Below are 22,635 nucleotides of genomic sequence, written 5' to 3'. Positions count from 1 at the left end.
GAGCGACGAACGGACCCGGGCCCATGGCCCGCATGGCCCTACCCGAGTGGTGGCGGACCAGAAATCCTGCGTTCGTGGACGGTGTGAGGCACCCGCGATGTCCCACTTGCCAGACGCGGTGCTGAAGGAGAACGGCCATGACTACGGACCCCGACGTGAACGCCTGCTCCCCTCCTGCGTCCGGCGGGTCGACTATGGGGAAGGAGGGCATGGTCGCGCTGGTGGAGGTGTTGACCGGGCGCGGTTTCACCGTGATCGGGCCCACCGTGCAGGACGGTGCGATCGTGCTGGCCGAGCTGGAGTCGGCCGACGAGCTGCCGTACGGGTGGGGTGTGGAACTTGAAGCCGGGCGCTACCGGCTGCGGGAGCGGGCCGACGGTGCCGCCTTCGCGAACGCGGCGGGCCCCCAGTCGTGGAAGCAGTTCCTGCATCCGGCGAAGGTGCGGCAGTGGCGTGCCGACCGGGTGGGCGAGGAGATCGTATTCACGGCCGAGGAGCCCCCGGCACCGCGGTACGCCTTCCTCGGGGTGCGTCCCTGCGACGCACGGGCCATCGCCGTCCAGGACCGGGTACTCACCGGGGGGACCCACCGCGACCCCGCCTACCAGGGGCGGCGCGCAGGAGCGCTGCTCATCGCGGTCGAGTGCACGGAGCCCGGCGGCACCTGCTTCTGTGTCTCGATGGGCACGGGACCCGCGGCCCCGCCCGGCTGTGACCTGGTGATCACCGAGGTGGTCGATGACGACGGCCACCGCTTCTGGATCCGCGGCGGCAGCCGGGAAGGCGACGAGATCCTGGCCGAACTGCCCGTCCGCCCGGCTGACCCCGCCACCCGTGAGGCGGCCCGCGCAGGGGTCGCGGCCGCCGCGGACCGGATGGGACGGACCATGCCCGAGGCCGACCTGCGGGAGCTGATGGCCGGCACGCTCGACGCCCCCCGCTGGGACGACGTTGCCGGGCGCTGCCTGACATGCGGCAACTGCACCATGGTGTGTCCCACCTGCTTCTGCACCACCACCGAGGACGTCACCGACCTCACCGGTGACCACGCGGAGCGGTGGCGGCTGTGGGACTCCTGCTTCGACCTGGACTTCTCCCAGTTGCACGGCGGCCCCGTCCGTACGTCCCCGCGCAGCCGCTACCGGCAGTGGATGACCCACAAACTCGGCACCTGGTACGACCAGTTCGGCTCCTCCGGCTGTGTGGGCTGCGGCCGCTGCATCGTGTGGTGCCCGGTGGGCATCGACATCACCGAGGAGGCCGCCGCCCTGCACGACTGGACGCGGTCCGAGGCATCGGGGCAGGCACCGTGACCGAGCTGCCGTCGCCCCTGGACTTCCTCCCACTCGCACAGCGCGAGCGGCTGATGGCTGTCGGGCTCGACGTGGCGTTCCCGGCCGACGCTCGCCTGTTCGACGAGGGTGGGGAAGCCGACCGCTTCTGGCTACTGCGCGGCGGCAGGGTCGCCCTCGACATCTGCGTTCCCGGCAGGCAGCCGGAGGCCCTGGTGGAAACGCTCGGTCCGGGTCAACTACTGGGCTGGTCGTGGATCTGCCCGCCGTACCGCTGGCACCTCGGTGCACGAGCGGTGACCGCGGTGGAAGCCACGGAGTTCCCCGCCACCGACGTCCTCGCCCTCTGCGCCGCCGACCCAGAACTCGGCTACGCCCTGATGCGCCGCTTCACCGAGGTGGTCGTCGAGCGCCTGCAGGCCACCCGCATCAGGCTGCTGGACCTGTACGCACCCCACGGAAGCGGCCCGCCATGAGCACCGTGACGCCGCCGCTGCCGTACCGGGTCGCCGAAACCCGGGCGGAGACCGCCGACACCCGTTCGGTGGAACTGGTTCCTGTCGGCAGGGAACTCCCGCCCTTCTCACCGGGCCAGTTCGCGATGATCTACGCGTTCGGGGTCGGTGAGGTGCCGGTCTCGGTCAGCGCCCTGCGCGGCTCGCACGGGGGCCTCGTGCACACCGTACGCGCGGTGGGCGCGGTCTCGACCGCCCTGTACGACCTGCGCCCGGGGGACACCGTCGGACTGCGCGGGCCGTTCGGCACCAGTTGGGACCTGGAGGCGGCAGCCGGCCAGGACGTGCTGGTGATCGCCGGCGGCATCGGGCTGGCGCCACTGCGACCGGTGGTGCACGCGGCCCTGGACCGGTCGGCCGCCTACGGTCGGCTGGGGATCCTGGTGGGCACCCGTACCCCTGGCGATCTGATCTACCAGGAGGACATCGAAAGCTGGCGCGGCAGGGCCGAGGTGGAGGTGACCGTCGACCGCCCCGGCCCGGGCTGGCAAGGCTCGGTGGGGGTCGTCACCACCCTCCTCGACGCGTTCGCACTCCGGCCGGACCGGACCCACGCGCTGCTGTGCGGGCCCGAGGTGATGATGCGCCACACCGCGCGAGCCCTGATGGGCCGAGGCCTCGCCGCGCACCGCGTTCAGGTGTCGCTGGAACGCAACATGCGCTGCGCCACCGGCCACTGCGGCCACTGCCAGCTCGGCCCGCTACTGCTGTGCCGGGACGGACCTGTGGTCGGTTACGACCGCGTGGAACGCCTGCTGTCCGTACGGGAGCTGTGAGATGGAAACCGACCGAGGACTGGCCGGCGCCCCAGGACGGTCCATCGCCCGAGCGGCGGACACCGATCTGGGACACGCTGCCCGCCGACGAGCGAACCCGGACCCCCGGCCCACGCTCGCCGTATGGAAGTTCGCCTCCTGTGACGGCTGCCAGCTGACCCTGCTCGACTGCGAGGACGAACTGCTCGGCCTCACCGAGCAGGTACGCATCGAGCACTTCCTGGAGATGTCCGCCGCCGAGGGCCCCGGCGGGGGGCGTGCGGAGCTGGCCGGACGGGGTCCGTACGACCTCTCCCTGGTCGAGGGCTCGATCACCACGGCCGAGGACGCCGAGCGAATCCAACACATCCGGCGCATCTCCCGGCGCCTGGTCACCATCGGAGCCTGCGCCACCGCGGGCGGCATCCAGGCACTGCGCAACTTCGGGGACGTCGACGCATTCCGCGCGGCGGTCTATGCCCGCCCGGACTACATCGCCACCCTGGAGACCTCGACCCCGATCTCGGCACACGTACCGGTCGACTTCGAACTCCGGGGCTGCCCCATCGACCGTCGCCAGCTCCTCGAAGTCATCACCGCCCACCTGGCCGGACGCAAACCTCAGATCCCCAGCCACAGTGTCTGCTTCGAGTGCAAGAGGCGCGGCACCACCTGCGTCACGGTGGCCCATGGCACCCCCTGCCTGGGGCCGGTCACCCACGCCGGGTGCGGTGCCATCTGCCCCGCCTACGGACGCGGGTGCTACGGCTGCTTCGGACCGGCCGAGCGGCCCAACCTGCGCTCCATGGTCGCGCAGCTGCGCCGCGACGGAATGAGCGAGGCGGACATCCTGCGTGTCTTCCGCACCTTCAACGCAGCGTCGCCGGAATATGCCCTCGTAGCCGATCTCGCCGCCGAGGAGCAAAACACCCCTCGGGCAGGAACAGAAACCGACCCGGAAAGGCCCGCATGAGCCATCGCGGAACCCGCGTCCTGCGGCTGGACGCACTGGCCCGGGTGGAAGGCGAAGCCGCCCTGCACCTGCGCGTACAGGAGGAGACGGTCACCGAGGCGCGGCTGCGCATCTACGAACCACCCCGGTTCTTCGAGGCCTTTCTGATCGGCCGGGGCCACACCGAGCCGCCGGACATCACCGCCCGCATCTGCGGAATCTGCCCGGTCGCCTACCAGATGAGCGCCTGCCAGGCGATCGAGAACGCCTGCGGTGTCACCGTGGACGGGCCTCTCGCGGAGCTGCGCCGCCTGCTGTACTGCGGCGAATGGATCGAGAGCCACACCCTGCACATCTACCTGCTGCACGCCCCCGACTTCCTCGGCCGGGCCGATGCCGTCGAACTCGCCCGCGACCAGCGGGCGGCCGTCGAGCGCGGCCTGCGGATCAAACAGACCGGCAACGCGATCATCGAACAGCTGGGCGGACGCCCCATCCACCCGGTCAACGTCCGCGTCGGCGGGTTCTACCGGACACCGGCGCCCGAGGAACTCCGTCCGTTGGCCGAACGGCTGCGACGGGCCCGCGACGACGCGCTGGAGACCGTCCGCTGGGTGGCGGCGTTCGACTTCCCCGACGCGGCCAGCGAGCATGACCTGCTCGCACTGCGCGACCCGGGCCGCTACGCCATCGACTCCGGCACACCGACGGTCATCGCCGCCCACGGCAGAACCCCTGCGCTGCGCGAGTTCCCCGTGTCCGACCTCGAACAGCACGTTCACGAAGAGCAGGTGCCGCACAGCACCGCTCTGACCGCCGCGCTCGACGGCCGCCGCTACCTGACCGGCCCACTGGCCCGGTACGCGATCAACGGCCGGTGGCTCCACCCGGTTGCGGCCGAGGCCGCCAGGGACGCCGGGCTGGGCGATCCCGCGGCCGGGGCCATCTGCGACAACCCCTTCCGAAGCATCGTCGTACGCGCCGTGGAGGTGGTGCAGGCCGTCGAGGAAGCCCTGAGGATCATCGAGGGCTACGAACAGCCATCGCGGTCGGCTCTCGACGTCCTCCCGCGGAAGGCGGTGGGCGCCGGAGCGACCGAGGCACCCCGCGGACTGCTGTACCACCGCTACGCCCTCGCCGAGGACGGCACGCTCACCGCGGCCCGCATCATCCCGCCCACAGCACAGAACCAGACGGCCATCGAGGAGGACGTACGCCGGGCCGTCCAGACACGCCTGGACCGGATCGGAGCCGCGGCCGACGACGAGGAGCTCATTCGCTTGTGCGAGCGGGCCATCCGCAATCACGACCCCTGCATCTCCTGCGCCGCCCACTTCCTCGATCTGACCGTGGAACGCGCATGACCGGCCGGGTCGTGGTGATCGGCGTGGGCAACCCCCTCCGCGGTGACGACGGGGCGGGTCCGGCGGTGGTGGAGGCCTTGCGAGGCAGGGTCCCCGACGACATCGTGCTGGCGGTCAGCGACGGCGAACCCGGCCGGATGCTCGAACTGTGGCGCGGAGCGGACACCGCGGTCGTGGTGGAAGCCCTCCGCCTGCGTCCGGCCAGGCCGGGCGAGCTGCACACCCTGACAGCGACGGAGGCGGCCGGCCGCGGGACTGGTACGGCGAGCACGCACGCCCTGGGCCTGGGGGAGTGCCTCGCCCTGGCGGAGGCCCTCGACCTGCTTCCGCGGAAGGTCGTCGTGCACGCCGTGGAGGTGGCCGATGTCGAACTCGGCACGGGACTGAGCGACCCGGTGCGGTCGGCCCTCCCTGAATTGATCGAGCGCACCTCCGCCTCCGTACTGCAGGCCCGCGAAAGGAACCACCAGCGGCAGACGTCTGGCGGCGCGCCTCTACCGTGAGCGGCCGCGGCGGGGATGGACGAGCCATGGCATCGACGGATCGGACTCGAGTCTGCTTGCCCTCGACTGGGCCGTGGACGAAGCAGTCCGCCACGGTGTTCCCCTCAGGCTCGTCTACGCCTCCCTCTGGGAGCGATACGCGGGTGCCCTGCCGTCCACCGGCCTGGCGCGCCCTTCCGAGCAGGTGTTGGCGGAGCACATCGTGGCTTCCGGGGCGGAGCGCGCCGAGCGGCGCAACCCTGATGTGAAGGTCACCACCGACATCCTCGCGGAGGAAAACACTCCCGAGGAGGAGGCCTCCGCACTGCTCGACGCCGTGCTCGGAGAAGCGATCGCCGAGCATCCCCGGGTACGGATGCACCGTACGACGATCGAGGGGCCGGCCGGCAAGATCCTCGTGGACCGATCGGCAGCCGCTGACCTCGTGGTCATCGGGGCTCGGCCCAGGACAGGCCGCTTCGGGCTCCAGCTCGGACGCGTCAGTCACACACTTCTGCACCACGCCCAGTGCCCGGTCGCGGTCGTGCCGCAGAGGCCGTGACGGTGGTGAGGCTCCCTGCGGGGAGGTGAGCGGGGACAGCGAGTTCCACAGAGACGATGAGGATGCTGGCGGCGATGTAGCGGGGCCAGTCAGGGGTATCGCGTATTCAACTGGAGCCAGTTCCCCGAGGAGCCGAGCCCGCCGCGACCGTGCGTGGCCCCCGGGGGCGCATCGACTCCAGGTTCCGCATCAGGGCCGTCACCCAGAAGGCGGATCGCGCAACCCCGGTTTGTCCTGGCGCAGGTATGCCGAGTGACTTGGGAAAACAGCTCGATCGGGGCCATGAGTGAGCTGCATCCGGGTGATCGGAGCGGATCAGTGCGCGTCGCGATACACGTCAGTACGACGCTTTGATCTCTATATGCCGGATCCCCCTAACGCGGTCAGCGAGGCCGCGGCCGGCTGAGGAGAGAACCATGTGCCCTCGTCGCATAGCCGCCGCTGCCCTCGTCGCCGCCACGATCTCCCTGACCGTTCTCGCCGCGCCGGCGAACGCGAGGCCGGGCCCGACGGGCGCATCCAGCATGTCACCGAGCTGCACCATGCAGCGGTCGTCCGCCACCACGATGTCGATGACTTGCACCATGACGATGCCGCCCGGCATGACGATGCCGTCCCACATGACGATGACTTGCACCATGACGATGCCGCCCGGCATGACGATGACTTGCCCCATGACGATGCCGTCCGGCATGGCGACGATGCAGGTTTCGCCCACCCCTCATCCGATGGTCAGTGGGGCCCTCAGGACCGGCGCAGGTGGCAGCGTCAGGAGCTTGGAGCCCATGCGGATCGCGGCCGGGGCCATGTTGGTGGCCCTCGCGGGCAGCGGCAGTGCGTTCGTGATGATGCGCCGCCGCAGCAGCAGTCGGAAGGTCTGACCGTATCGAGTGATCACAGGGAGCGTGGCGGACCGACACCCCGCAGTCTCGCTGGCGGTACGACCTCCGGTGTTCCTTGGCGAGTGAGGGCTTGTGTCACCCTGTGTGGTCGCCGGGGGCGTAGTGGAGCCAGGTCCCACCGGCTTCAGCGGCGAGCTGGGCGGTGGTGTTGTCGTGGTAGCCGTTCCCGCGCCTCCTGCTCGCCCGGGACTCCTCATGTCGGCCTCGACGGAACGGCGATGACCGGGCAGCGGGCATGGTGCAGCACACCCTGGCTGACCGAGCCCAGCAGCATGCCGGTGAATCCTCCGTGACCCCGGGTTCCCACCACCAGGCCCAGCGCGTGGGCCGAGGCGTCGGTGAGCACCTGCACGGGATGCCCGACGACCAGTTCGTGGCGCAGGTCCACCTCTGGGTAGCGGGCGTGGCGGCCGGCCACGGTCTCGGAGAGCAACCGGCGGGCCTCCTGTTGCGGGGCGTACTCGTCGAAGATCCTGAGCGGACCTGGCTCCCAGACGTACAGGGCCCGCAGCCCGGCGCCACGCAGGGCTGCCTCCTCGAATGCCACGTCGACCGCGGCGGCCGAGTGCTCGCTGCCGTCGACGCCGACGACGTAGTACGCGGGCTCCTGGGTGATGTGCTCCGGCTCGGGCACGACGATCACGGGGCAGTGCGCGTGGGCCATGACCGGCAGGGCGACCGAGGCGGAGCCGAACACCTCCTGGGTCCGGCTCAGATGTCGCGAGCCCAGTACGACAGCCGTGGCGTCGTGGCTCTGCTCACGCAGCACCCACACGGGGTCGCCCTCCGCGAGCACAGTGTCCACCTCGACCTGCGGGTGCCGTGCCGTGACGAAGTCCGCGGCTTCTTCGAGTACCTGCTTCCCGGCCTTGTGCAGAGCCTCGTTCCACTCCTCCCAGGACGGCGGGATCTCTTGCCCTCGATAGCCCCTGGTCGGCACGCCCTCGACGTGGACCGGACGCAACGGCAGCCGACGGCGGGCGGCCTCGTCGGCTGCCCAGGCCAGCGCCATCTGCCGGCTGGGGTCGGGATCGACACCCACCACGATCGGCCGACGGTCACCGGGCCGGGCCATGACCGCCTCCAGCCACCAGTTCGTCGGCCACGACCCCGGCGGTAGTGCCGCGTACGACGATCTCGTCGCCCACGCGGGCGCGCATCGAGGCGCCGGTCGCCTCGGGTCCGGTACTCGGCACGGCGCGTTCCTTCTTCCTTGTTGGTGCGGGAGCGGACATCTCACTCGCCTCCTCACTGTGCGGCGCGGAGCGGCGCCGCCGATCTCATGGAAGACCTGGCGCGGTCAGGGTTCGAGGGGCCATTGGTCCTCGCCTCGGCCCCGTCGGCCCCACCGCCGGACCCCTCATGGTGCGCCGGCTGACAACGTCGCGCAGTCGGAGGCAGCCGTGACGGAGGGAGCGGCGAGGTGGTCCGGGCGGAACCGTGCTTCGATGCTCGCACGTACCGTGGCCGTCAGCTTCTGCAGAGCCCGGGACCAAACCGGTCGGACCGGTTCGGGGTCCTCGATCCGGAGCGTCGGGCCGGGCAGATCGGCGATGTCCCCGCGGAACCGGTCGCGGGCGTCCTGCCGGCGGTCCGGCGGCCCCGTCCGACGGCCGCCGCGCATCACCGGCGCAGCAGCGGCCGTGCCGAGTCCGGCGGTTCCTCTCGCCACAGGGCGATGACGTCGGGCTGCCCGGCGCGGCGGAAGACCTGCTTGCGGCCCGGGGCCGTTACCTTCGCCGAGGACAGCTTCATGACCGGGCGGCCGTCGTACTCGACGAGCTTGTACGCGGCGTCCAGGTACGCGGCGTCCAGGTACGGGGCGTCCAGGTACGGGCGTCCGCGGCCACTGCCACCAGACGGTGGTGGCGTCCAAGGCGGCACGCTGCGTCCCGGCTCCCCGGCGAACACCGCACGGCCCTCCGGCACGGCGCGCACTTCGCCTTCGAAGGCGGGGCCGAGGAGCGGTTCGAGGTCCCGCACCGGACGGTGCAGCGCGGCCGCGAACTCCTCGACGTCCTCCCGTTCCACGCGGTAGTCGGCCAGAAAGTCCAGGGCGGGCTCCAGTCCTGCGGTGACCAGGAAGCCCCGGCCGGGCGGGAGGTCGCGGACGAAGAGGCTGAAGGTGGCCGGGGCCCACATGTCCTCCCGGAGGTAGGACAGGGCCATGGTCACTTCGTAGAGATCGGTGGTCGTGACGTCGGACATGATGATCGCCGCCGAATGTGTTCGTCCCCTCTTAGAGGAAAGGGACTTCTGGGACCCCTGGCATGGGCTGTTCGGCCTTAGCGGTACGGGCCCGTGAGTGCTGGACTGGAAGTGCCGGCAGGCTGGACAACAGCGGAGGAGGTACGGCGATGGGCACACTGACACGCAGGCAGAGGTTCGCGTTTCCGGAGGTGCCGGACTGGTTCGAGAACCTTCCGGCCCGGTTCGCGATGCCCACGATGGGTGACCTGTACACGGTCCGCATCGAGGAATACACGGAGGACGGCCGCTACGTGATGCGAGCGGAGCTTCCGGGCATGTCCCCCGAGGACATCGACGTCTTCATCAGTGACGGGGTGCTGACCGTCCAGGCCGAACGCACCGAGAAGGACGTCACGAAGAGTCACAGCGAGATCCGGTACGGCGTGATGAGCCGCAGCGTGACGCTGCCGCCGGGCGCCGACGAGGACGACGTCACGGCCGACTACACCGACGGCATGCTCACCGTCAGCGTCGGCCTGGGCGCCGAGAAGGCGGAGGCCAAGCACGTCGAGATCCAGCACGGCAGCTGACGGCAGCTGACGGCAACTGACGGCAGCTGACGGCATGTGGCGGGCCCCGGCGTGGGCCCGCCAACGCCGTGCTCTTCTCGCGGCGCCATCACCGGACCCCCTGCGAGGCGGCCCAGCGGCGTCGCACCGCCTCCTCGTGTTCGGCCTCCTCCAACGCCAGCTCCACCGCGGACAGTTCACGTTGCAACCGGGGGATCCAGTGTCGGTGCAGGGCGCGGGCTCGTTGCCGCGTCCGTTCGGCTTCGGCGGCGAGCAGTTCGGCCGCTGTCCGGTGGGCGGCGTGTTCCGCCGCTGCGCGGACCGCCGCGCGGTAGGCCGTCTCGGCGTGCGCCAGCGCGGTGTTGGGCGGCATCTGTTCCGCCGGGGAGCGGACGGGGGCGGTCCAGGCCAGGGCCGCGGGATGGCGTACGCCCATCAGCGCTGCCCACTCGACGTCGATGCAGGCTCGGTCCACGGGCACCGCCTGGGCCAGTGCTCGTTCGCCGCCGAGCAGCACCCCGCGCAGCAGCCAGGTGTCGGCGGCGGCCAGTTCTTCCCGCCACACCGAACCCGCATCCTCCGCGGCCCGTCGTTGCGCGCGCTCCCGGTCCAGCAGGAGCCGGAGTTTGCGTTCCAGCAGGTCAGCTCCGCGCTGCGCGGTGGCGAGGTTGCGGCGAAGCCGCAACCGCCCGGCCCGTCCCACCGGCACTCGGCGCCCGTGCGTGCTCACGGCGGCCCCTCGACCTGCGGCGGGGCGTGGGCGTCGAGCAGGTCCGCCGGGATCATGCCGAGCTGGCTGCGCGGCAGGGTCAGCAGCACCTCCCAGGCCCGGTCCAGGGACTCGTCCAATGACCGGTTCTCGTTCGTTCCCTGGGCCAGGAACCGGTGCCGGACAGCGTTCTCCAGGTCGAGGTGGCGCAGGTCGGTCGGGCTGAGTGCCGACCGTCCGATCAGGTCGGCGAGTTCCCGCACCTGCCGGGACCGGGCCAGCGCGGCGATCAGCTGCGCGGCGACGGCCGGATGGTCCGCGCGGGTCCGTCCCGCTCCGGTTCCCTTGCGCATCAGGCGCGACAGCGAGGCCAGCGGATCCACGGGCGGATACGTGCCGGCCGCGTGCACCTCGGCGGACAGCACGATCTGACCCTCCGTGATGTAACCGGTGAGGTCCGGAACGGGGTGGGTGATGTCGCCCGCCGGCATGGTGAGCACCGGCAGGACGGTCACCGACCCTGGGCGGCCCCTGATCCTGCCGCAGCGTTCGTAAAGGGACGCGAGGTCGCTGTAGAGGTAGCCCGGGTACGCCCGGCGGGCCGGAATCTCGCCCCGTGCAGCGGACACCTCGCGCAGCGCCTCCGAATAGGCCGTCATATCTGTCATCACCACCAGGACGTGACGGCCCTCGGTGAACGCCAGGTGCTCGGCGACGGTCAGCGCGAGACGCGGCGTCAGCAACCGTTCGATCACCGGGTCGTCCGCGGTGTTGAGGAACAGGACCAGTTCTCGTGCGGCGGAGCGGGCGGCCAGTCCGTCACGGACGAACGCCGTGTCGGCATGGGTGAGCCCCATACCGGCGAACACGACGGCGAACGCCTCGCCGCCGCACGTCGCCTGGGCCGCGATCTGCACCGCCAGCTCCAGGTGCGGCAGCCCGGCCACCGAGAACACCGGCAGTTTCTGTCCCCGCACCAGCGTGGTGAGCACGTCCACGGCGCCCACGCCGGTGAGCACCGGCTCGTTCGGGGGTTCCCGCCGTACCGGATTGATCGGCGCGCCGCCCACCGCCACGGACGCGCTGCCCAGCACCGGCGGCCCGCCGTCGGCCGGTTCGCCCCGCCCGTTGCACACCCTCCCCAGCCATCCGCTTCCGGCCGGGATCCGCAGTGGCGTGCCCGAGAACGCGACGCGGGTGCCTGTGCGGTTCATGCCGGCCGTGTCCTCCAGGACCTGTACCACCGCAAGGTCGCGGTCCACCTCCAGGACCAGCCCGTGCCGTCGTTCTCCGAAGTCGAGGACGATCGTGGCGAACTCGTCCCAGCCCACCCCGCTCACGCCTTCGACGACCACGAGCGGGCCGCGCAGTTCCCGCACGCCCGTGTACTCGATGTCCGCGCTGTTCATGCCGCTTCCTTGAGCCGGGCCAGCACGGTGTCGCGGGCCGCCGCCACGGGAGTGGTCTCCGCGGGGCCCGCGGTCTCACGGGCCCGCAGCAGCGGGGTGAAGTCGACCGCCTCGACCGCGTCCGCCGGGGCACCGGAGTCCACCAGCTCCAGACAGCGGTCGATCACTGCCAGCACGGCCTCCACGAGGGCCGCGGTCTTCTCGGGGGCGCTGTAGGCGTCCGCCGGCGACAGCGCGCTCTGCTGGATCACGGCTTCGCGCAGCAGCCGTCCCGCGAGCACGCTGATCCGCTCCCGCGGCGGCAGGGCCGTGACGCCGACCAGTTCGACAAGATCGGCCAGCCGGTCGGCCTCGGCCAGCAGCCGCGTCACTCGCCCGTGCCGCTCGGTCCACTCGGGGTCGCCGGCCCGCGCGTGCGCGGCGGCCAGCGCGGCGGTGTCCCGCGAGAAGGAGTCCGCCCAGGAGACGGCCGGATAGTGCCGTGCGTAGGCGAGGTCGCGGTCCAGGCTCCACAGGCACCGCACGAACCGTTCGGTGTGCGCGGTGACCGGCTCGGTGCGGTCGCCACCCGGCGGGGACACGGCGCCGATCACCGTGACGGAGCCACGGGCGTTGCCGAGGGTGCGCACCGCGGCGGCCCGTTCATAGAACGCGGCCAGTTGGGAGGCGAGTCCCGCCGGATAGCCTTCCTCGGCAGGGAGTTCGCCCATGCGGGAGGCGAACTCGCGCAGTGCCTCCGCCCAGCGGGAGGTCGAGTCGGCGATCAGGACGACGTCGAGGCCCATGTCGCGGAAGTACTCGGCGACCGTCGCACCCGTGTGCACGCTCGATTCGCGGGCCATCATCGGCATGTTGGAGGTGTTCGCGATCGTCACGGTCCGATCCGCCAGACGGCCTCCGGTACGGGGATCAGTCAGCTCTGCAAGCTCCTCGATGACGTCCGCCATCTCGTTGCCGCGCTCGCCGCAGCCGACGTAGACGATCACGTCGGTGTCGCACCATTTGGCGATCTGTTGCAGCAGCATGGTCTTGCCGGTCCCGAAGCCGCCCGGTACGGCGACCGTGCTGCCGCGGGCCACCGGGAAAAGCAGGTCGACGGCCCGCTGCCCGGTGTTCAGTGGCATGTCGGACGCCAGCCGCCGCGCGACCGGTCGCGGCCTGCGCACGGGCCAGGACTGCGCCATCCGCACCTCGTGTCCGCCCACCACGGCGAGCACCGCGTCGGCGGAGTGCTCGCCCGCCGCCGCGACCCGGGTCACCTCGCCCGAGCGGTCCGGAGGCACCAGGAGCCGCATGGGCACGCTCGCGGCGATCTCCCCGAGGACGTCTCCGCCCGCGACCCGCGCTCCCTCGGCCACCCCTGGTGTGAACGACCAACTGCGCGCTTCCGGTGCTTCGCTCGGCTCGCCTGTCGTGAGAAGGTCGCCGGCGCCGGCCAGCGGGCGCAGCAGACCGTCGTACACGCCGCCGAGCAGATCCGGGGCCAGGCGTACCGACAGCGGTCGGCCTTGGGGCTCCGCCGGATGTCCCGGGCTCAGTCCACCTGTGTACTCGTACGCCTGGACGGTGGCCGTGTCGCCGTGGATGGCGACCACCTCGCCCGGCAGCCGGGCGGCGCCGAGCACGACCATGTCGTGCATGGCGACCGAAGGGGGGCAGACGATCTCCACCAGGGGGCCGGTGACCCGGAGAATCCGTGAGCGGGACGCGTCGTCCGCCTGGGGGCGTGCCGGACCGGCGTACGTGGCCCGCCGGCCTGCTCCCGAACTGCTGGGTGTGGTCACTGCGGCCTCCACAGCGTCTCGGCCTGCGCACCCAGCCGTTCCAGGGCGCGGTCGGCGAGGGCGTCCGCCGACAGATCGACCCGTCGGCCGGGCACCTCGGCCGTCACTCCACCCTCCGCTGCAGCGGTGACCCGCGCCTGCGTTCCCAGCAGCGCCCGCGCAGCCTCGGCGAGTCGGGCCTGCGGTACGGCACCCTCCGTCATCGCTCGGCGCACGCCCGTGCGGACCGCGGCCCTGAGTTCGGCGTAGACCTCGGAGCGAGCCGCGAGTTCCGCCGCCCAGGCGTCCTGCACCGCTCGCACTCGTTCCCGGGCAGCCTCGGCGGCACCGTCGGCCTCGCCGAGGTCCCGGGCTTGCGCGAGCACCTCGTCAGCAGTACCGCGTGCCGCGCGCAGGGTTTCCGCCGCGTCGGCCCGCGCTCGTTCCCGGACGGCGTCGGCCGAGGTCCGTGCCGCGCGCAGCAACTCGGCGCGCACGGGGTCCAGTGCGTCCATGGACGCGGTCATGAGGGCATCACCACGGTCAGCGGCCGGGAAGGGCCGGGCGCCATTGTCTCGGCTCCCAGCGCTTCGGCGGCCTCGGCCGTGAGGATCACGAGGCCGACCGTGCCCGGGAGCGTCCGCCAGGTGCGGCGGACGGCGTCCGGATCCTCCGCGACACGCACGTCGACCCCTGCCAGGGCCAGACCGCACACGCTGGTCCGTGCCCCGATGGCGGCCACGGTGCCCATCGTCATGCCTTTCCGATCAGCAGGATCGCGACCACCAGCCCGTACACGGCGATGCCCTCCGCCAGACCGACGATCACCATCGCCCGGCCGAACATCTCCGGTCGCTCGCTCAGTGCTGCCAGCGCTGCGGCGCCGGTGTAGGCGACGGCGATCGCTGCCCCGATCGAGGCTCCCGCCACCGCGATGGCGGCTCCGATCAGAGCAGATCCGTTGACTCCGCCGGACGTGGCGGGTGCCGACGCCTGTGCGGGGCCCGCGAGTGCCGTGGCCAGTACGACACAGGCGCCGCCCAGGAGGGCCAGGTTCGTGGCCAGGAGCCAGCGGAAGGCGTGTCTGGCCCGGCGCCGCCGCAGCAGCCGCACGGCGCCGAGCACCGCGGCCAGGACCGGCAGGATGATCAGCCAGGTGAGCATGGGATCACCTTCGTAGTGCTGTCGGCAGGTTCCGCCGAGGGAACGTGCCACGGACGGAACGGACGGCCCTCCGCCTCGAAGAGCCGGGAGAACAGTTCGTAGAACTCCAGCCGCAGGGCCTGCACACCAGCCACCAGGGCCTCCAGGCCGAACGAGAGGGCCGTGCCCGCGGTGAACAGCAGCACTGCCCCCGCGACTCCGGCGCCACCGTGCCCGGCCAGGCCGGTGGTGCCGCGCCACACCAGGTCGGCGAGCGCGGCGTGGGTAAGGCCGAAGGCCGCGAGCCGGGCGAACGACAGGGTGTTGCTGCCCGTGCGCACGACCACGTCGAACAACTGTACGACTGTCTCGGCGTATCCGGCGACGCCGCCCGCCGTGGCCCGGAACAGGCCGAGGGCCACCAGCGCCAGCCCGACGACGGCGAGCGTGGCCCCGGCGACGGCCGCGGGCGGCCGGTGCAGGAGCAGGCCCGCCACTGCCAGAGCGAGCCCCAGGTAGAACAGCAGCCCGGCACAGCCCGACGCCGCGTACAGCGCTGTGCCCCAGCCGCCCTCACGAACGCGGTTGACCGCGCCGGCGGCATGCGCGACGGCCAGCAGTCCCGCCCCGAAGACCACGGCGGCGGCCAGCAGGCGGGCAGGACTGTCCAACGGGCTCAGCCACAGCACCGGCAGCAGACCGGTCGGACCGAAGAACTCCCCGTAGGCGGCGCCCGCGAGCATGGAGGCGACTCCCGCGCCCGCCAGGAACGGCCACAGCCGGCCCAACCGGGCGAACCGGCGAGGCCGCCCGAGGCGGAGCGCGAGCGCGCCGAGCACCAGCAGCGCCCCGTGCCCCACGTCACCGAACATGATCCCGAACATCGCCACGTAGGCGAGGCCCGCCGGCCACGAGAGGTCGAGGTCCGCATAGGCCGGTGTGCCGTACGTCATCACCAGCGGCGCGAAGGAGACGGCCCCGCCCGGCCGAAGCAGCGTCGGTGGATCGGTGCCGCGTGGGGACGGCAGCGGCACCAGTGCGCCGCCTGCGGCGGCCAGCCGGCCCGCGACGCGGGGCATCTCGGCGGCCGGGCACCACCCGGCCAGCGCGGCCACCTCACCATGCCGTACAGCGCCTTCCGCGCGCTCCTGCAACTGAGCCTCGCCCGCCAACAATTCGACATCGCGACGCTCTTCGAGCAGGTCGAGATCGGGCGCGGCGGTGGCCAGGACGGCCGAAGCGGTACTCTCGGGCCCGGCCGTCGTGACACGCCCCTGCAGCCGCCGCAGCCGCACCGCCGCCGCGCCCGGAGCTGCCTCCTCGGCACGGTCCAGCTCCACGCACCCCTCCTCGGCGATCCGCACCAGAGCGTCCCGCAGGGCCACCTGCGGCACGATCACCGCCACACGGCGCATCCGGACCGGTGTCCATACCTCAGACCAGGGCATCGAACACCTCCCCGGACCGTCCGCCACGCGCCGCCGACTCCAGCGCCGCCCGTACCCGCCAGGCGTCCACGGACAGCACCGCGACCGCACCCACGACCACGCGGGGCCCGTACCGGCCCTCGCGCAGCATCGCCGCGCCGTCGGCCTGAACCGTCCGCCACCAGCGGGCCTCGGCCTTCCACAGCGCGCCCGCTTCCTCGATGTCCGCCAGGACCCAACCGGCCGTCGCCGGAAGACGCTCGCGAAACTCCTGGTACGAGGTGGCGGCCGACGCCCGCGCCCCGAGCAGTCGTGCCGCGTCACGCCGCGCGGGCCCCGGCAGAGAGCGCTGATACACGAACAGTTCACGAGCCGTCAGCAGGACAGCGCGGCCCTGGGCCCAACGACGCGCGGGCGGTACCGCGACGGCGGTGCGCCGCGCGGCGGCCATCCTCATGCCCGTGATCAGGGCCCACGGCGTGTCGCCACCCGGATCACCCCAGGGCGAGGCGATGAGCGCCGCCCGCAGTTCCGCAGGTGTCCCGGCACGCTCCAGCGTCCGCCAGGCAGTCTCCAGCGCGCCGAGCCGGTACGGTTCCGGGGCCTCCGCGCGGCGACCGTCCGGCGCGGGCAGCCGGGAGGCCACGTTGGCGATCTCGAACCCCGCAACCAGCGGAACGAGCAGGCGGGCACCGCCCCGGGGCAGCCAGCCGGCCAGCACCCGCAGATGCCACAGCAGCGTGGCGGTCACCGCCCGCTGAGCCTCAGGCAGGCCGACCGCCGACCGCGCATATCTCGAGTACGGGGTCGCCGCCAGGCACCGCAGGGCGTCGTCGAACGTGCCACACCCGGCGATCTCCCGGGCCCCACCGGCACCCGGGTAGCGGCCGACGAGGGCCTTGGCCCGTACGGCCCCGGCGACCCAACCGGCACTCATGGCGCTTCGCCTTCGCCCGGGCCCCCTGCCAGGCGCAGCGCGTCGGCCACCGTACGGTCCACCAGATCCGGCATGCGCTCCCCGGCCCGCTCCCGGACGGCCGAAGTGGCGCGGCCCCCGGCGGCGCGCAGGGCCTCCGCCTCCCGCCGCGCCTCCCGGAGGACGGGTTCCGCGGCCTGTCGGCGGATCTCGGGAGCACGCTCGCGGGCGGCCGCCACGAGCTCGGCCGCCTGCCGCACGGCGTCCTGCCGCACGGCCGCAGCCGCCTCGTCCGCCGCGGCCCGGATCCGTTCCGCCTCCTGCTGCACATCCGTCAGCTGTGCGAGGGCGGGCTCCAGTTCCGCGGCCCGTTCCGCCGTACGGTCGGCGGGCACGCCAGTGGCGGACGCTCCCGGCGTCCCCACCGGACGGAACCGCTCCAGGAAGTCCCGCAGGCTCATCGGCGGCCTCCTGCCGGTCGGCTGTTCTCTCAGTCTCACCGTTCCCCTTCCGCCCCGCACCGGATAGGGCCGTAACGCCGTCGATCAGGGCCGTTCGGCTCTTGGTGACGGCGGTCAGAGCGAAAGACTGGGACGGTAGGCAACTCGACGGAGTCGGGAGGCGGCCGTGAACGACCACGAGAACCTCTCCGCGGAGGCCGAGGTCCGGCAGGACCTGCCCTCCCAACCCTGGAGCCCCGGCGAGGCGGGCCGACAGGACATGCTGATTCGCTACCTGGGAGCCGTGGCCACAGCTGCGGCCGAACACGTACACACCGAAGAGCAGGCTCCTGCACGCGGCACCGCCCGCCCGGCACCGGCGGCCGCCTCGCCCTCGCGACAACCTTCGCCGCCCGAAGCCGGGGTCCCGCTGGTGAGGGACGTCATGGACGTACCCGCCGCCTCCCTGCGCGACGACCTGCCGTACCGCGACATCGCCCGTCTGCCGGCGCGTGACCGCATCGACGGGCTGATCGGTTACGAGGGTGTGGTGGCGCGCACCCTGACCGCGAAGGCCTGGCTTTCAAGTTGGCTCACCTGCACTTGGCCCGGAAGCACCGGGGTGACAGGCGGGCTGTTGTCTGTCATCACGTCTCCTTCGGTTGTGCGGGTCAGTCGCGGTGCGGCCCGTCAGGGCCGGGCGCGGCCGGCCAGGTCAGGGCACGGGTGATGTCGGCGATGGTGAGGATGCCGACGAGGCGGCCCTCGTCGAGGATCAGCGCCCGGCGCACTGGGCTCGCCTGCAGGCGGGGGAGCAGGTCGAGCACGAGTTCCTCGGGGGCGGCCGTGACGATGTCGCCGAGGGGACGCATCACCTCGTGGACCATCGTGCTCGCCCGGGCCCGGGGCGGGGTCGCGTCGACGCGCCGAAGGGTGATCACACCGGTCACCGAGCCATCGGCTGCAAGTACCGGGAACGCGGAGTGGCGGTATTGGCCGAAGGGCCCCTCGGCCAGGAAGTCGGCGAGGTTCGCCGTGGCCGGCACGGTCACCGGGTCCGGAGTCATGACCCGGCTGACCGGGACACCGCCCAGCAGGCTGCGCATCTCGGCCTGACGAGCCTCGGCGGTGGCCGCACCTATGAGGAACCAGCCGATCAGCGCGGCCCACAGACCAGACAGGTCACGCCCGTACAGCACGGCCACGAATCCGGTCACCACCATGAACCAGCCCAGCGCCCGGCCCGCCGCCGAGGCACCTCGAGTGGCCCGCGCACGGTCGCCGGTGCGGTGCCACAAGTACGCGCGCAGCAGCCGCCCCCCGTCCAACGGCGCGGCGGGCAGCGCGTTGAAGACAGCCAGCAGAACGTTGATCGCGGCCAGCCAGGCGAACGCCTCGACCACCAGCCCGGACGCGTGGAGCGCGTCCAGCCCTGCGGCGACGCCCGCGAGCACGCCACCGGCCAGCAGGCTCGTGAGCGGACCCACACCGGCTATGCGCAGTTCCGCGGCCGGAGTCGGCGCCTCGTCGTGGAGGCGGGCGGCACCACCCAGCATCCACAGGGTGATGCCGTCCACCTGGACGCCGTTGCGGCGGGCGACCACGGCGTGCGCCAGTTCGTGCGTCAGCAGGGAGCCGAGGAAGACGACCGCGGTCAGCAGGGCGAGTGCCCAGTACGCGATGGCGGAGTGGCCCGGGTGGGCATCGGGAAACCGGCCGCGCGCCAGCGCGACCGTCACCAGGACGACGATGACCAGGACACTCCAGTGCAGGCCGACCCGCACGCCGGCGATCCGGCCGAGGGACAGCGTCTCGTTCATGAATTCTCGCCTCACCCTCCGACTGGCGCCTCGGCCGTCATTCGGGCGGACGGCGCCGATCTCCCTGCCAGGAGCAGGTCCGCAGCACCTTCATCGTCCGGCAGCGGTCGCCTCGCGGGGAGGGGCCGATCGGCTCGCACCAGGGACGATCGGCCCGGGCGCTGCCGCGGCTCCTCTCCAGGGAGCGGACCACCTTGAGGCCGCTCATGCAGCTGCGACGATGCCGGGAGCACCGCGAGCAACCATGGTCAGCCGGTGTGTGCAGGGCTCGGCGTCGTGCCAGGGTCAGCCCGCCAGACGGGAGTTGATCGCCCATCGCGCAGAGGGAGTCGGCCCTGGCTCTCCTGGATCAGCTCGCCCTCGGGCTCACCGTCGTCTCACCAGATCCCATTCCCGGTCCCACCGGGCAATACGACGCCGGTCGAGTGGCCCTCCTGAGAGGGGTTCTGTCACAGCGCGCAGTAGCACCATCGGTGCCGACGCGGCTCCGGCGGGAGGCTGTGGGCAGCGGTGTCTTTACTGGGCCAGCGAGAAGTAGTTTTCCTCCTCTTGCGTGAAGTGAAGAAGCAGGACGGAGTGCAGTCCGTACAGACAGGAACGCAGGTCGTCGAGCTGGCCGGGGGACAAGCCGCCTTCGGCGTGAGCCAGCCGCAGGTGGGTGGCGATACGGCGGGAGAGGCGTTCGATCTCGGTGTGGGCGCGGCTCATGGTGGCCGTCGCCTCCGGCCCGCCCAGGGCGGGCGCGAGCGCGGGGTAGAGCTGGTGCTCCTCGGCGTGCTCGTGAGGCAGCAGCCGTTCGGTGAGCAGCCGGTGCGCCTCCTCGACGGCCGCCAGAGCCTGCGGGGCGGGGCCGTCGGAGAGGTGGTCGGCTGCACTGTGCACCGCTTCGAGCACGTCCTGGAGGTCGTCGTGTTCCGCCGCGAAGCGGTGGATGAGCGCCTCGGTGGCGGGTGTGAGTGCCGGCCGCAGGGCCTGGCCGACGCGCAGTGCGCGCAGGGCGTTGAGGATGACAGCGACGTCGATGGCCTCCTGGAGCAGGGCGCCGGCGGCGGGAGGCAGCAGGCCGAAGGCGGCCGCGGCCATCGCGGCCAGGGACATCGCCATACCGCCGAGGGCACTCTGCACGGCGATCCGCCGGGCCCGTACGGCGATGAAGACGGCGTCTGCGAGCCGGTCCACGCGATCGGTGGTCAGCACGATGTCGGCGGCCTCCGACGAGGCGGTGGACCCGCGGGCACCCATCGCCACACCGATGTCCGCGGCGGCCAGCGCGGGGGCGTCGTTCACGCCGTCGCCCACCATGACGGTGACCGCGCGCTCGCGTTCGGCCCGTACGACGGCGACCTTGCCGGCCGGGTCGAGCCCTGCGAGGACGTCGTCGAGACCGAGGACGGCGCCCACTTCGCGGGCCGGCTCCGCGCGGTCGCCCGTCAGCATCAGCAGCCGCTCGATGCCCGCGGCCCGAAGGTGGCGCAGGGTGCGCGGGGCGTCGTGGCGCAGGGGATCCCGGAGGAGCACCGCACCCGCCGGGCAACCGTCGACGGTCAGCCAGGCGACGGCCGCGCCGTCGAGAAGCGCCCGGTTGTCCACCGCCCTCGCCCAGGACGGGCGGGCGTCGGACGCGTCGAAGCGGCCGACGGACACCCGGTGCCCGTCCACGGTGCCCGCAGCACCCCGGCCGGGCTCCTCGGTGACATCGGACGGGACCGACAGGACCAGTTTCCGTTCGCGCGCGGTGTCGACGATCGCCTCGGCCAGGACATGGGGCGAGTACTGGTCCAGCGACGCGGCCCGCCTCAGCACCTCTGCCGGCTGCCACCCCGGTGCGGCGACCACGTCGAGGACGCGAGGGCGGCCGCGGGTGAGGGTGCCGGTCTTGTCGAGCAGCAGGGTGCGGGCCCGGCCCAGGTTCTCCAGGGCGCCACCGTCCCGCATGACGACTCCCAGACGTGAGGCGCGGGAGATCCCGGAGACGATGGCCACCGGCGCGGCCAACAGCAGCGGACAGGGGGTGGCGACCACCAGCACCGCGACCGCTCGTACCGCCGAGCCACTGAGCAGCCAGGCCAGTCCCGCCACCGCCAGGGTGAGCGGAAGGAACCAGGCCGCGTAGCGGTCGGCCAGCCGCACCACGGGTGCGGACTCGGCCCCCGCCTGCCTGGCCATTCGCACGATTCCGGCGTACGTGCTGTCCTGCTCGGTCGCCATGGCCCGCAGCTCGAAGGCGCCGCCGGCATTGACCACCCCGCTGCGGACGGTGTCGCCCGCCGCCCGTTCGACGTTCAAGGGCTCGCCGGTGAGTACGGACTCGTCGAGGTTGGCCACAGCGCCTTCCACCCGCCCGTCGACCGGGACGACCTCGCCCGGACCCACGACGAGCAGGTCACCTACGGCGACTTCGGCCAGCGGAACCGTGGCGACTCCAGTCGCTGTCCGGCGGTGCGCCGAGCGGGGCGCATGCTCCAGAAGCGCCCGGAGGTCGTGCGAGGCCCGCCGCTGGGCTGCCGCCTCCAGTGTGCGACCGGTGGCCAGCATCAGCGCGATGAGCACACCGGCCAGGTATTCATGGACGGCAAGGGTGCCGCCGAGAGCGAGAACCGCGATCAGGTCGACGCCCGTACGGCCGTGGCGGAGTGCGGCGAGTACCCAGCCCACCGCCGGTGGGATCGCGGACAGGGTGCCCAGGCCCCACAGCAGGTCGGCGAGACCCTCGTCACCGGCGAGCCAGGCGGCACCCCCTGCGGTCAGGGCCGCCGCCGTGACGGCCAGGAGGGTGAGCTCCAGCCGTGGCGAGGCGACCGCCTCGGTCAGAGAGCGCAGCCGTGTTGTGAAGGCGGAGCGGTTCATGGTCACCTCTGTCCGTCCGGCATCGTTGCCCGCGGTCCGGTCCCCGTCCATCACATCCCGGCCGGCTGGGCCCGTGGCAGGGGACGAACGGCCCTGCCGCCAGGGCCGTACGGACGCTGTTCGCGCCCCCGTTCTTGGCGATGAGGGCCTATCGGCCCCTCGTGTTGGCCTCACCGGCTCATGACGTGCTCCGCCGCTGGGGCGAGCCTGAAGAGCAGGCACTTCGAAAGCCACAGGTACCGGGCCTGTGCTCCCGGCGACGTAGAGGAGGTGAGTCACCGTGATGATCTGGTACGACCACGGTGTCGGCGGATGGGGCTGGTTCGCCATGTCCGTCGGCATGATCTTCTTCTGGGCCCTGATCATCACCCTCGGTGTCCTCCTGTACCGCGCCTTGGCGATGCCGGGAGGGAGCAGCGACCGTGCCGACGCCCGGCCGCCGGGGCCCGCTCCCGAGCAGCTGCTCGCCGAACGCTTCGCCCGAGGCGAGATGGACGAGGACGAGTATCACCGCCGTCTGACCGTCCTGGGGGGAACCAGCGGTGACGTTCCTCGGCACGGTCGGCGCTGATCAGGAG

Annotated in this window: 25 protein-coding genes and 1 pseudogene; 10 read left to right on the top strand and 16 right to left on the bottom strand. The window is 72.2% G+C overall.

Going from position 1 to position 22,635, the window contains the following annotated elements; all coding sequences use genetic code 11:
* Positions 1-137: 137 nt before the first annotated feature.
* Genes OG747_RS04770 through OG747_RS04740 form a run of 7 tightly spaced genes read left to right on the top strand, consistent with a single transcriptional unit; the run spans position 138 to position 5,922 of the window.
* Positions 138-1,313, top strand: coding sequence for a 4Fe-4S dicluster domain-containing protein (locus tag OG747_RS04770; RefSeq protein ID WP_405878033.1), 1,176 nt, complete (start codon positions 138-140; stop codon positions 1,311-1,313).
* Entirely contained in the window at positions 1,310-1,768 is a 459-nt protein-coding gene (locus OG747_RS04765; protein ID WP_405878032.1) for a Crp/Fnr family transcriptional regulator, read from the top strand. Before OG747_RS04770 ends, OG747_RS04765 begins: the two co-directional genes overlap by 4 nt.
* Entirely contained in the window at positions 1,765-2,583 is an 819-nt protein-coding gene (locus tag OG747_RS04760; protein ID WP_405878031.1) for an FAD/NAD(P)-binding protein, read from the top strand. Before OG747_RS04765 ends, OG747_RS04760 begins: the two co-directional genes overlap by 4 nt.
* A gap of 1 nt (position 2,584) precedes the next feature.
* Positions 2,585-3,535 carry an oxidoreductase gene (locus OG747_RS04755; protein ID WP_405878030.1) on the top strand — a complete coding sequence of 317 codons (951 nt, stop codon included), beginning with the start codon at positions 2,585-2,587 and terminating at the stop codon, positions 3,533-3,535.
* Entirely contained in the window at positions 3,532-4,878 is a 1,347-nt protein-coding gene (locus OG747_RS04750; RefSeq protein ID WP_405878029.1) for a Ni/Fe hydrogenase subunit alpha, read from the top strand. The genes OG747_RS04755 and OG747_RS04750 overlap by 4 nt, the downstream gene beginning before the upstream one ends.
* Entirely contained in the window at positions 4,875-5,381 is a 507-nt protein-coding gene (locus OG747_RS04745) for a hydrogenase maturation protease (RefSeq protein ID WP_405878028.1), read from the top strand. Before OG747_RS04750 ends, OG747_RS04745 begins: the two co-directional genes overlap by 4 nt.
* A gap of 31 nt (positions 5,382-5,412) precedes the next feature.
* Positions 5,413-5,922: a universal stress protein gene (locus OG747_RS04740; RefSeq protein ID WP_405885448.1), complete on the top strand. Its 510-nt coding sequence runs from the start codon at positions 5,413-5,415 to the stop codon at positions 5,920-5,922.
* A 337-nt stretch (positions 5,923-6,259) separates the two neighbouring features.
* On the opposite strand, the gene OG747_RS04735 is transcribed toward OG747_RS04740, so the two are convergent.
* From OG747_RS04735 to OG747_RS04715, 5 genes and pseudogenes are all read right to left on the bottom strand, one after another.
* The gene (locus tag OG747_RS04735) at positions 6,260-6,640 is read right to left on the bottom strand and encodes a hypothetical protein (protein WP_405878027.1); all 381 of its coding nucleotides are present in this window, start codon (positions 6,638-6,640) and stop codon (positions 6,260-6,262) included.
* A 3-nt stretch (positions 6,641-6,643) separates the two neighbouring features.
* Positions 6,644-6,820 carry a hypothetical protein gene (locus OG747_RS04730; RefSeq protein WP_405878026.1) on the bottom strand — a complete coding sequence of 59 codons (177 nt, stop codon included), beginning with the start codon at positions 6,818-6,820 and terminating at the stop codon, positions 6,644-6,646.
* Positions 6,821-7,017: 197 nt separating this feature from the next.
* Positions 7,018-7,899 (bottom strand): universal stress protein, encoded by an 882-nt coding sequence (locus OG747_RS04725; protein ID WP_405878025.1) that lies wholly within the window; start codon positions 7,897-7,899, stop codon positions 7,018-7,020.
* A complete protein-coding gene (locus OG747_RS04720; protein ID WP_405878024.1) occupies positions 7,883-8,020 on the bottom strand; it encodes a hypothetical protein in 138 nt (45 codons plus the stop codon). The genes OG747_RS04725 and OG747_RS04720 overlap by 17 nt, the downstream gene beginning before the upstream one ends.
* A 164-nt stretch (positions 8,021-8,184) precedes the next feature.
* Positions 8,185-9,032 (bottom strand): annotated as a pseudogene (locus OG747_RS04715) (hypothetical protein).
* 149 nt (positions 9,033-9,181) lie between these two features.
* Here OG747_RS04715 and OG747_RS04710 point away from each other — a divergent pair.
* Positions 9,182-9,604, top strand: a complete 423-nt coding sequence (locus OG747_RS04710; RefSeq protein WP_405878023.1) for an Hsp20/alpha crystallin family protein — start codon at positions 9,182-9,184, stop codon at positions 9,602-9,604.
* 88 nt (positions 9,605-9,692) lie between these two features.
* Here the strand turns inward: OG747_RS04710 and OG747_RS04705 are convergent, their stop codons facing one another.
* Genes OG747_RS04705 through OG747_RS04665 form a run of 9 tightly spaced genes read right to left on the bottom strand, consistent with a single transcriptional unit; the run spans position 9,693 to position 17,411 of the window.
* Positions 9,693-10,313: a V-type ATP synthase subunit D gene (locus OG747_RS04705; RefSeq protein WP_405878022.1), complete on the bottom strand. Its 621-nt coding sequence runs from the start codon at positions 10,311-10,313 to the stop codon at positions 9,693-9,695.
* On the bottom strand, positions 10,310-11,701 hold the full coding sequence (locus OG747_RS04700; protein ID WP_405878021.1) for a V-type ATP synthase subunit B: 1,392 nt from the start codon (positions 11,699-11,701) through the stop codon (positions 10,310-10,312). Before OG747_RS04700 ends, OG747_RS04705 begins: the two co-directional genes overlap by 4 nt.
* The gene (locus tag OG747_RS04695) at positions 11,698-13,485 is read right to left on the bottom strand and encodes a V-type ATP synthase subunit A (protein WP_405878020.1); all 1,788 of its coding nucleotides are present in this window, start codon (positions 13,483-13,485) and stop codon (positions 11,698-11,700) included. Before OG747_RS04695 ends, OG747_RS04700 begins: the two co-directional genes overlap by 4 nt.
* Positions 13,482-13,991 carry a hypothetical protein gene (locus OG747_RS04690; protein ID WP_405878019.1) on the bottom strand — a complete coding sequence of 170 codons (510 nt, stop codon included), beginning with the start codon at positions 13,989-13,991 and terminating at the stop codon, positions 13,482-13,484. The genes OG747_RS04695 and OG747_RS04690 overlap by 4 nt, the downstream gene beginning before the upstream one ends.
* Positions 13,988-14,215 (bottom strand): V-type ATP synthase subunit F, encoded by a 228-nt coding sequence (locus OG747_RS04685; protein WP_405885447.1) that lies wholly within the window; start codon positions 14,213-14,215, stop codon positions 13,988-13,990. The genes OG747_RS04690 and OG747_RS04685 overlap by 4 nt, the downstream gene beginning before the upstream one ends.
* A 2-nt stretch (positions 14,216-14,217) precedes the next feature.
* Positions 14,218-14,628, bottom strand: coding sequence for an ATP synthase subunit C (locus OG747_RS04680; protein WP_181652407.1), 411 nt, complete (start codon positions 14,626-14,628; stop codon positions 14,218-14,220).
* Entirely contained in the window at positions 14,613-16,055 is a 1,443-nt protein-coding gene (locus tag OG747_RS04675) for a V-type ATPase 116kDa subunit family protein (protein ID WP_405878018.1), read from the bottom strand. Before OG747_RS04675 ends, OG747_RS04680 begins: the two co-directional genes overlap by 16 nt.
* Entirely contained in the window at positions 16,042-16,971 is a 930-nt protein-coding gene (locus OG747_RS04670) for a hypothetical protein (protein ID WP_405878017.1), read from the bottom strand. Before OG747_RS04670 ends, OG747_RS04675 begins: the two co-directional genes overlap by 14 nt.
* The gene (locus OG747_RS04665; protein ID WP_405878016.1) at positions 16,968-17,411 is read right to left on the bottom strand and encodes a hypothetical protein; all 444 of its coding nucleotides are present in this window, start codon (positions 17,409-17,411) and stop codon (positions 16,968-16,970) included. Before OG747_RS04665 ends, OG747_RS04670 begins: the two co-directional genes overlap by 4 nt.
* 166 nt (positions 17,412-17,577) lie before the next feature.
* Here OG747_RS04665 and OG747_RS04660 point away from each other — a divergent pair, with 166 nt between their 5' ends.
* Positions 17,578-18,120 carry a hypothetical protein gene (locus tag OG747_RS04660; RefSeq protein ID WP_405878015.1) on the top strand — a complete coding sequence of 181 codons (543 nt, stop codon included), beginning with the start codon at positions 17,578-17,580 and terminating at the stop codon, positions 18,118-18,120.
* Here OG747_RS04660 and OG747_RS04655 read toward each other — a convergent pair.
* Both OG747_RS04655 and OG747_RS04650 read right to left on the bottom strand, forming a co-directional pair.
* Complete coding sequence (locus OG747_RS04655) at positions 18,062-19,210, bottom strand: site-2 protease family protein (protein WP_405878014.1); 1,149 nt, start codon at positions 19,208-19,210, stop codon at positions 18,062-18,064. The two genes, OG747_RS04660 and OG747_RS04655, sit on opposite strands and share 59 nt — an antisense overlap.
* A 516-nt stretch (positions 19,211-19,726) precedes the next feature.
* Positions 19,727-22,057: a heavy metal translocating P-type ATPase gene (locus OG747_RS04650; RefSeq protein WP_405878013.1), complete on the bottom strand. Its 2,331-nt coding sequence runs from the start codon at positions 22,055-22,057 to the stop codon at positions 19,727-19,729.
* A gap of 283 nt (positions 22,058-22,340) precedes the next feature.
* Here OG747_RS04650 and OG747_RS04645 point away from each other — a divergent pair, with 283 nt between their 5' ends.
* Positions 22,341-22,628, top strand: a complete 288-nt coding sequence (locus OG747_RS04645; protein ID WP_405885446.1) for an SHOCT domain-containing protein — start codon at positions 22,341-22,343, stop codon at positions 22,626-22,628.
* The last annotated feature ends 7 nt before the right edge of the window (positions 22,629-22,635 follow it).

The sequence above is a fragment of the Streptomyces sp. NBC_01384 genome (genome assembly GCF_045040035.1).
Classification (GTDB): domain Bacteria; phylum Actinomycetota; class Actinomycetes; order Streptomycetales; family Streptomycetaceae; genus Streptomyces.
Note: the sequence above shows the minus strand (reverse complement) of the source record. Positions and strands in the feature narration are given on the sequence as shown.

Bases quoted from the DNA above. Each gene is read 5' to 3' on its own strand.
- OG747_RS04770 (WP_405878033.1), top strand. From the start codon at position 138: ATGACTACGGACCCCGACGTGAACGCCTGCTCCCCTCCTGCGTCCGGC.
- OG747_RS04760 (WP_405878031.1), top strand. From the start codon at position 1,765: ATGAGCACCGTGACGCCGCCGCTGCCGTACCGGGTCGCCGAAACCCGG.
- OG747_RS04755 (WP_405878030.1), top strand. From the start codon at position 2,585: ATGGAAACCGACCGAGGACTGGCCGGCGCCCCAGGACGGTCCATCGCC.
- OG747_RS04750 (WP_405878029.1), top strand. From the start codon at position 3,532: ATGAGCCATCGCGGAACCCGCGTCCTGCGGCTGGACGCACTGGCCCGG.
- OG747_RS04745 (WP_405878028.1), top strand. From the start codon at position 4,875: ATGACCGGCCGGGTCGTGGTGATCGGCGTGGGCAACCCCCTCCGCGGT.
- OG747_RS04725 (WP_405878025.1), bottom strand. From the start codon at position 7,899: ATGGCCCGGCCCGGTGACCGTCGGCCGATCGTGGTGGGTGTCGATCCC.
- OG747_RS04710 (WP_405878023.1), top strand. From the start codon at position 9,182: ATGGGCACACTGACACGCAGGCAGAGGTTCGCGTTTCCGGAGGTGCCG.
- OG747_RS04700 (WP_405878021.1), bottom strand. From the start codon at position 11,701: ATGAACAGCGCGGACATCGAGTACACGGGCGTGCGGGAACTGCGCGGC.
- OG747_RS04690 (WP_405878019.1), bottom strand. From the start codon at position 13,991: ATGACCGCGTCCATGGACGCACTGGACCCCGTGCGCGCCGAGTTGCTG.
- OG747_RS04685 (WP_405885447.1), bottom strand. From the start codon at position 14,215: ATGGGCACCGTGGCCGCCATCGGGGCACGGACCAGCGTGTGCGGTCTG.
- OG747_RS04680 (WP_181652407.1), bottom strand. From the start codon at position 14,628: ATGCTCACCTGGCTGATCATCCTGCCGGTCCTGGCCGCGGTGCTCGGC.
- OG747_RS04675 (WP_405878018.1), bottom strand. From the start codon at position 16,055: ATGCCCTGGTCTGAGGTATGGACACCGGTCCGGATGCGCCGTGTGGCG.
- OG747_RS04670 (WP_405878017.1), bottom strand. From the start codon at position 16,971: ATGAGTGCCGGTTGGGTCGCCGGGGCCGTACGGGCCAAGGCCCTCGTC.
- OG747_RS04665 (WP_405878016.1), bottom strand. From the start codon at position 17,411: ATGAGCCTGCGGGACTTCCTGGAGCGGTTCCGTCCGGTGGGGACGCCG.
- OG747_RS04655 (WP_405878014.1), bottom strand. From the start codon at position 19,210: ATGAACGAGACGCTGTCCCTCGGCCGGATCGCCGGCGTGCGGGTCGGC.
- OG747_RS04650 (WP_405878013.1), bottom strand. From the start codon at position 22,057: ATGAACCGCTCCGCCTTCACAACACGGCTGCGCTCTCTGACCGAGGCG.
- OG747_RS04645 (WP_405885446.1), top strand. From the start codon at position 22,341: ATGATCTGGTACGACCACGGTGTCGGCGGATGGGGCTGGTTCGCCATG.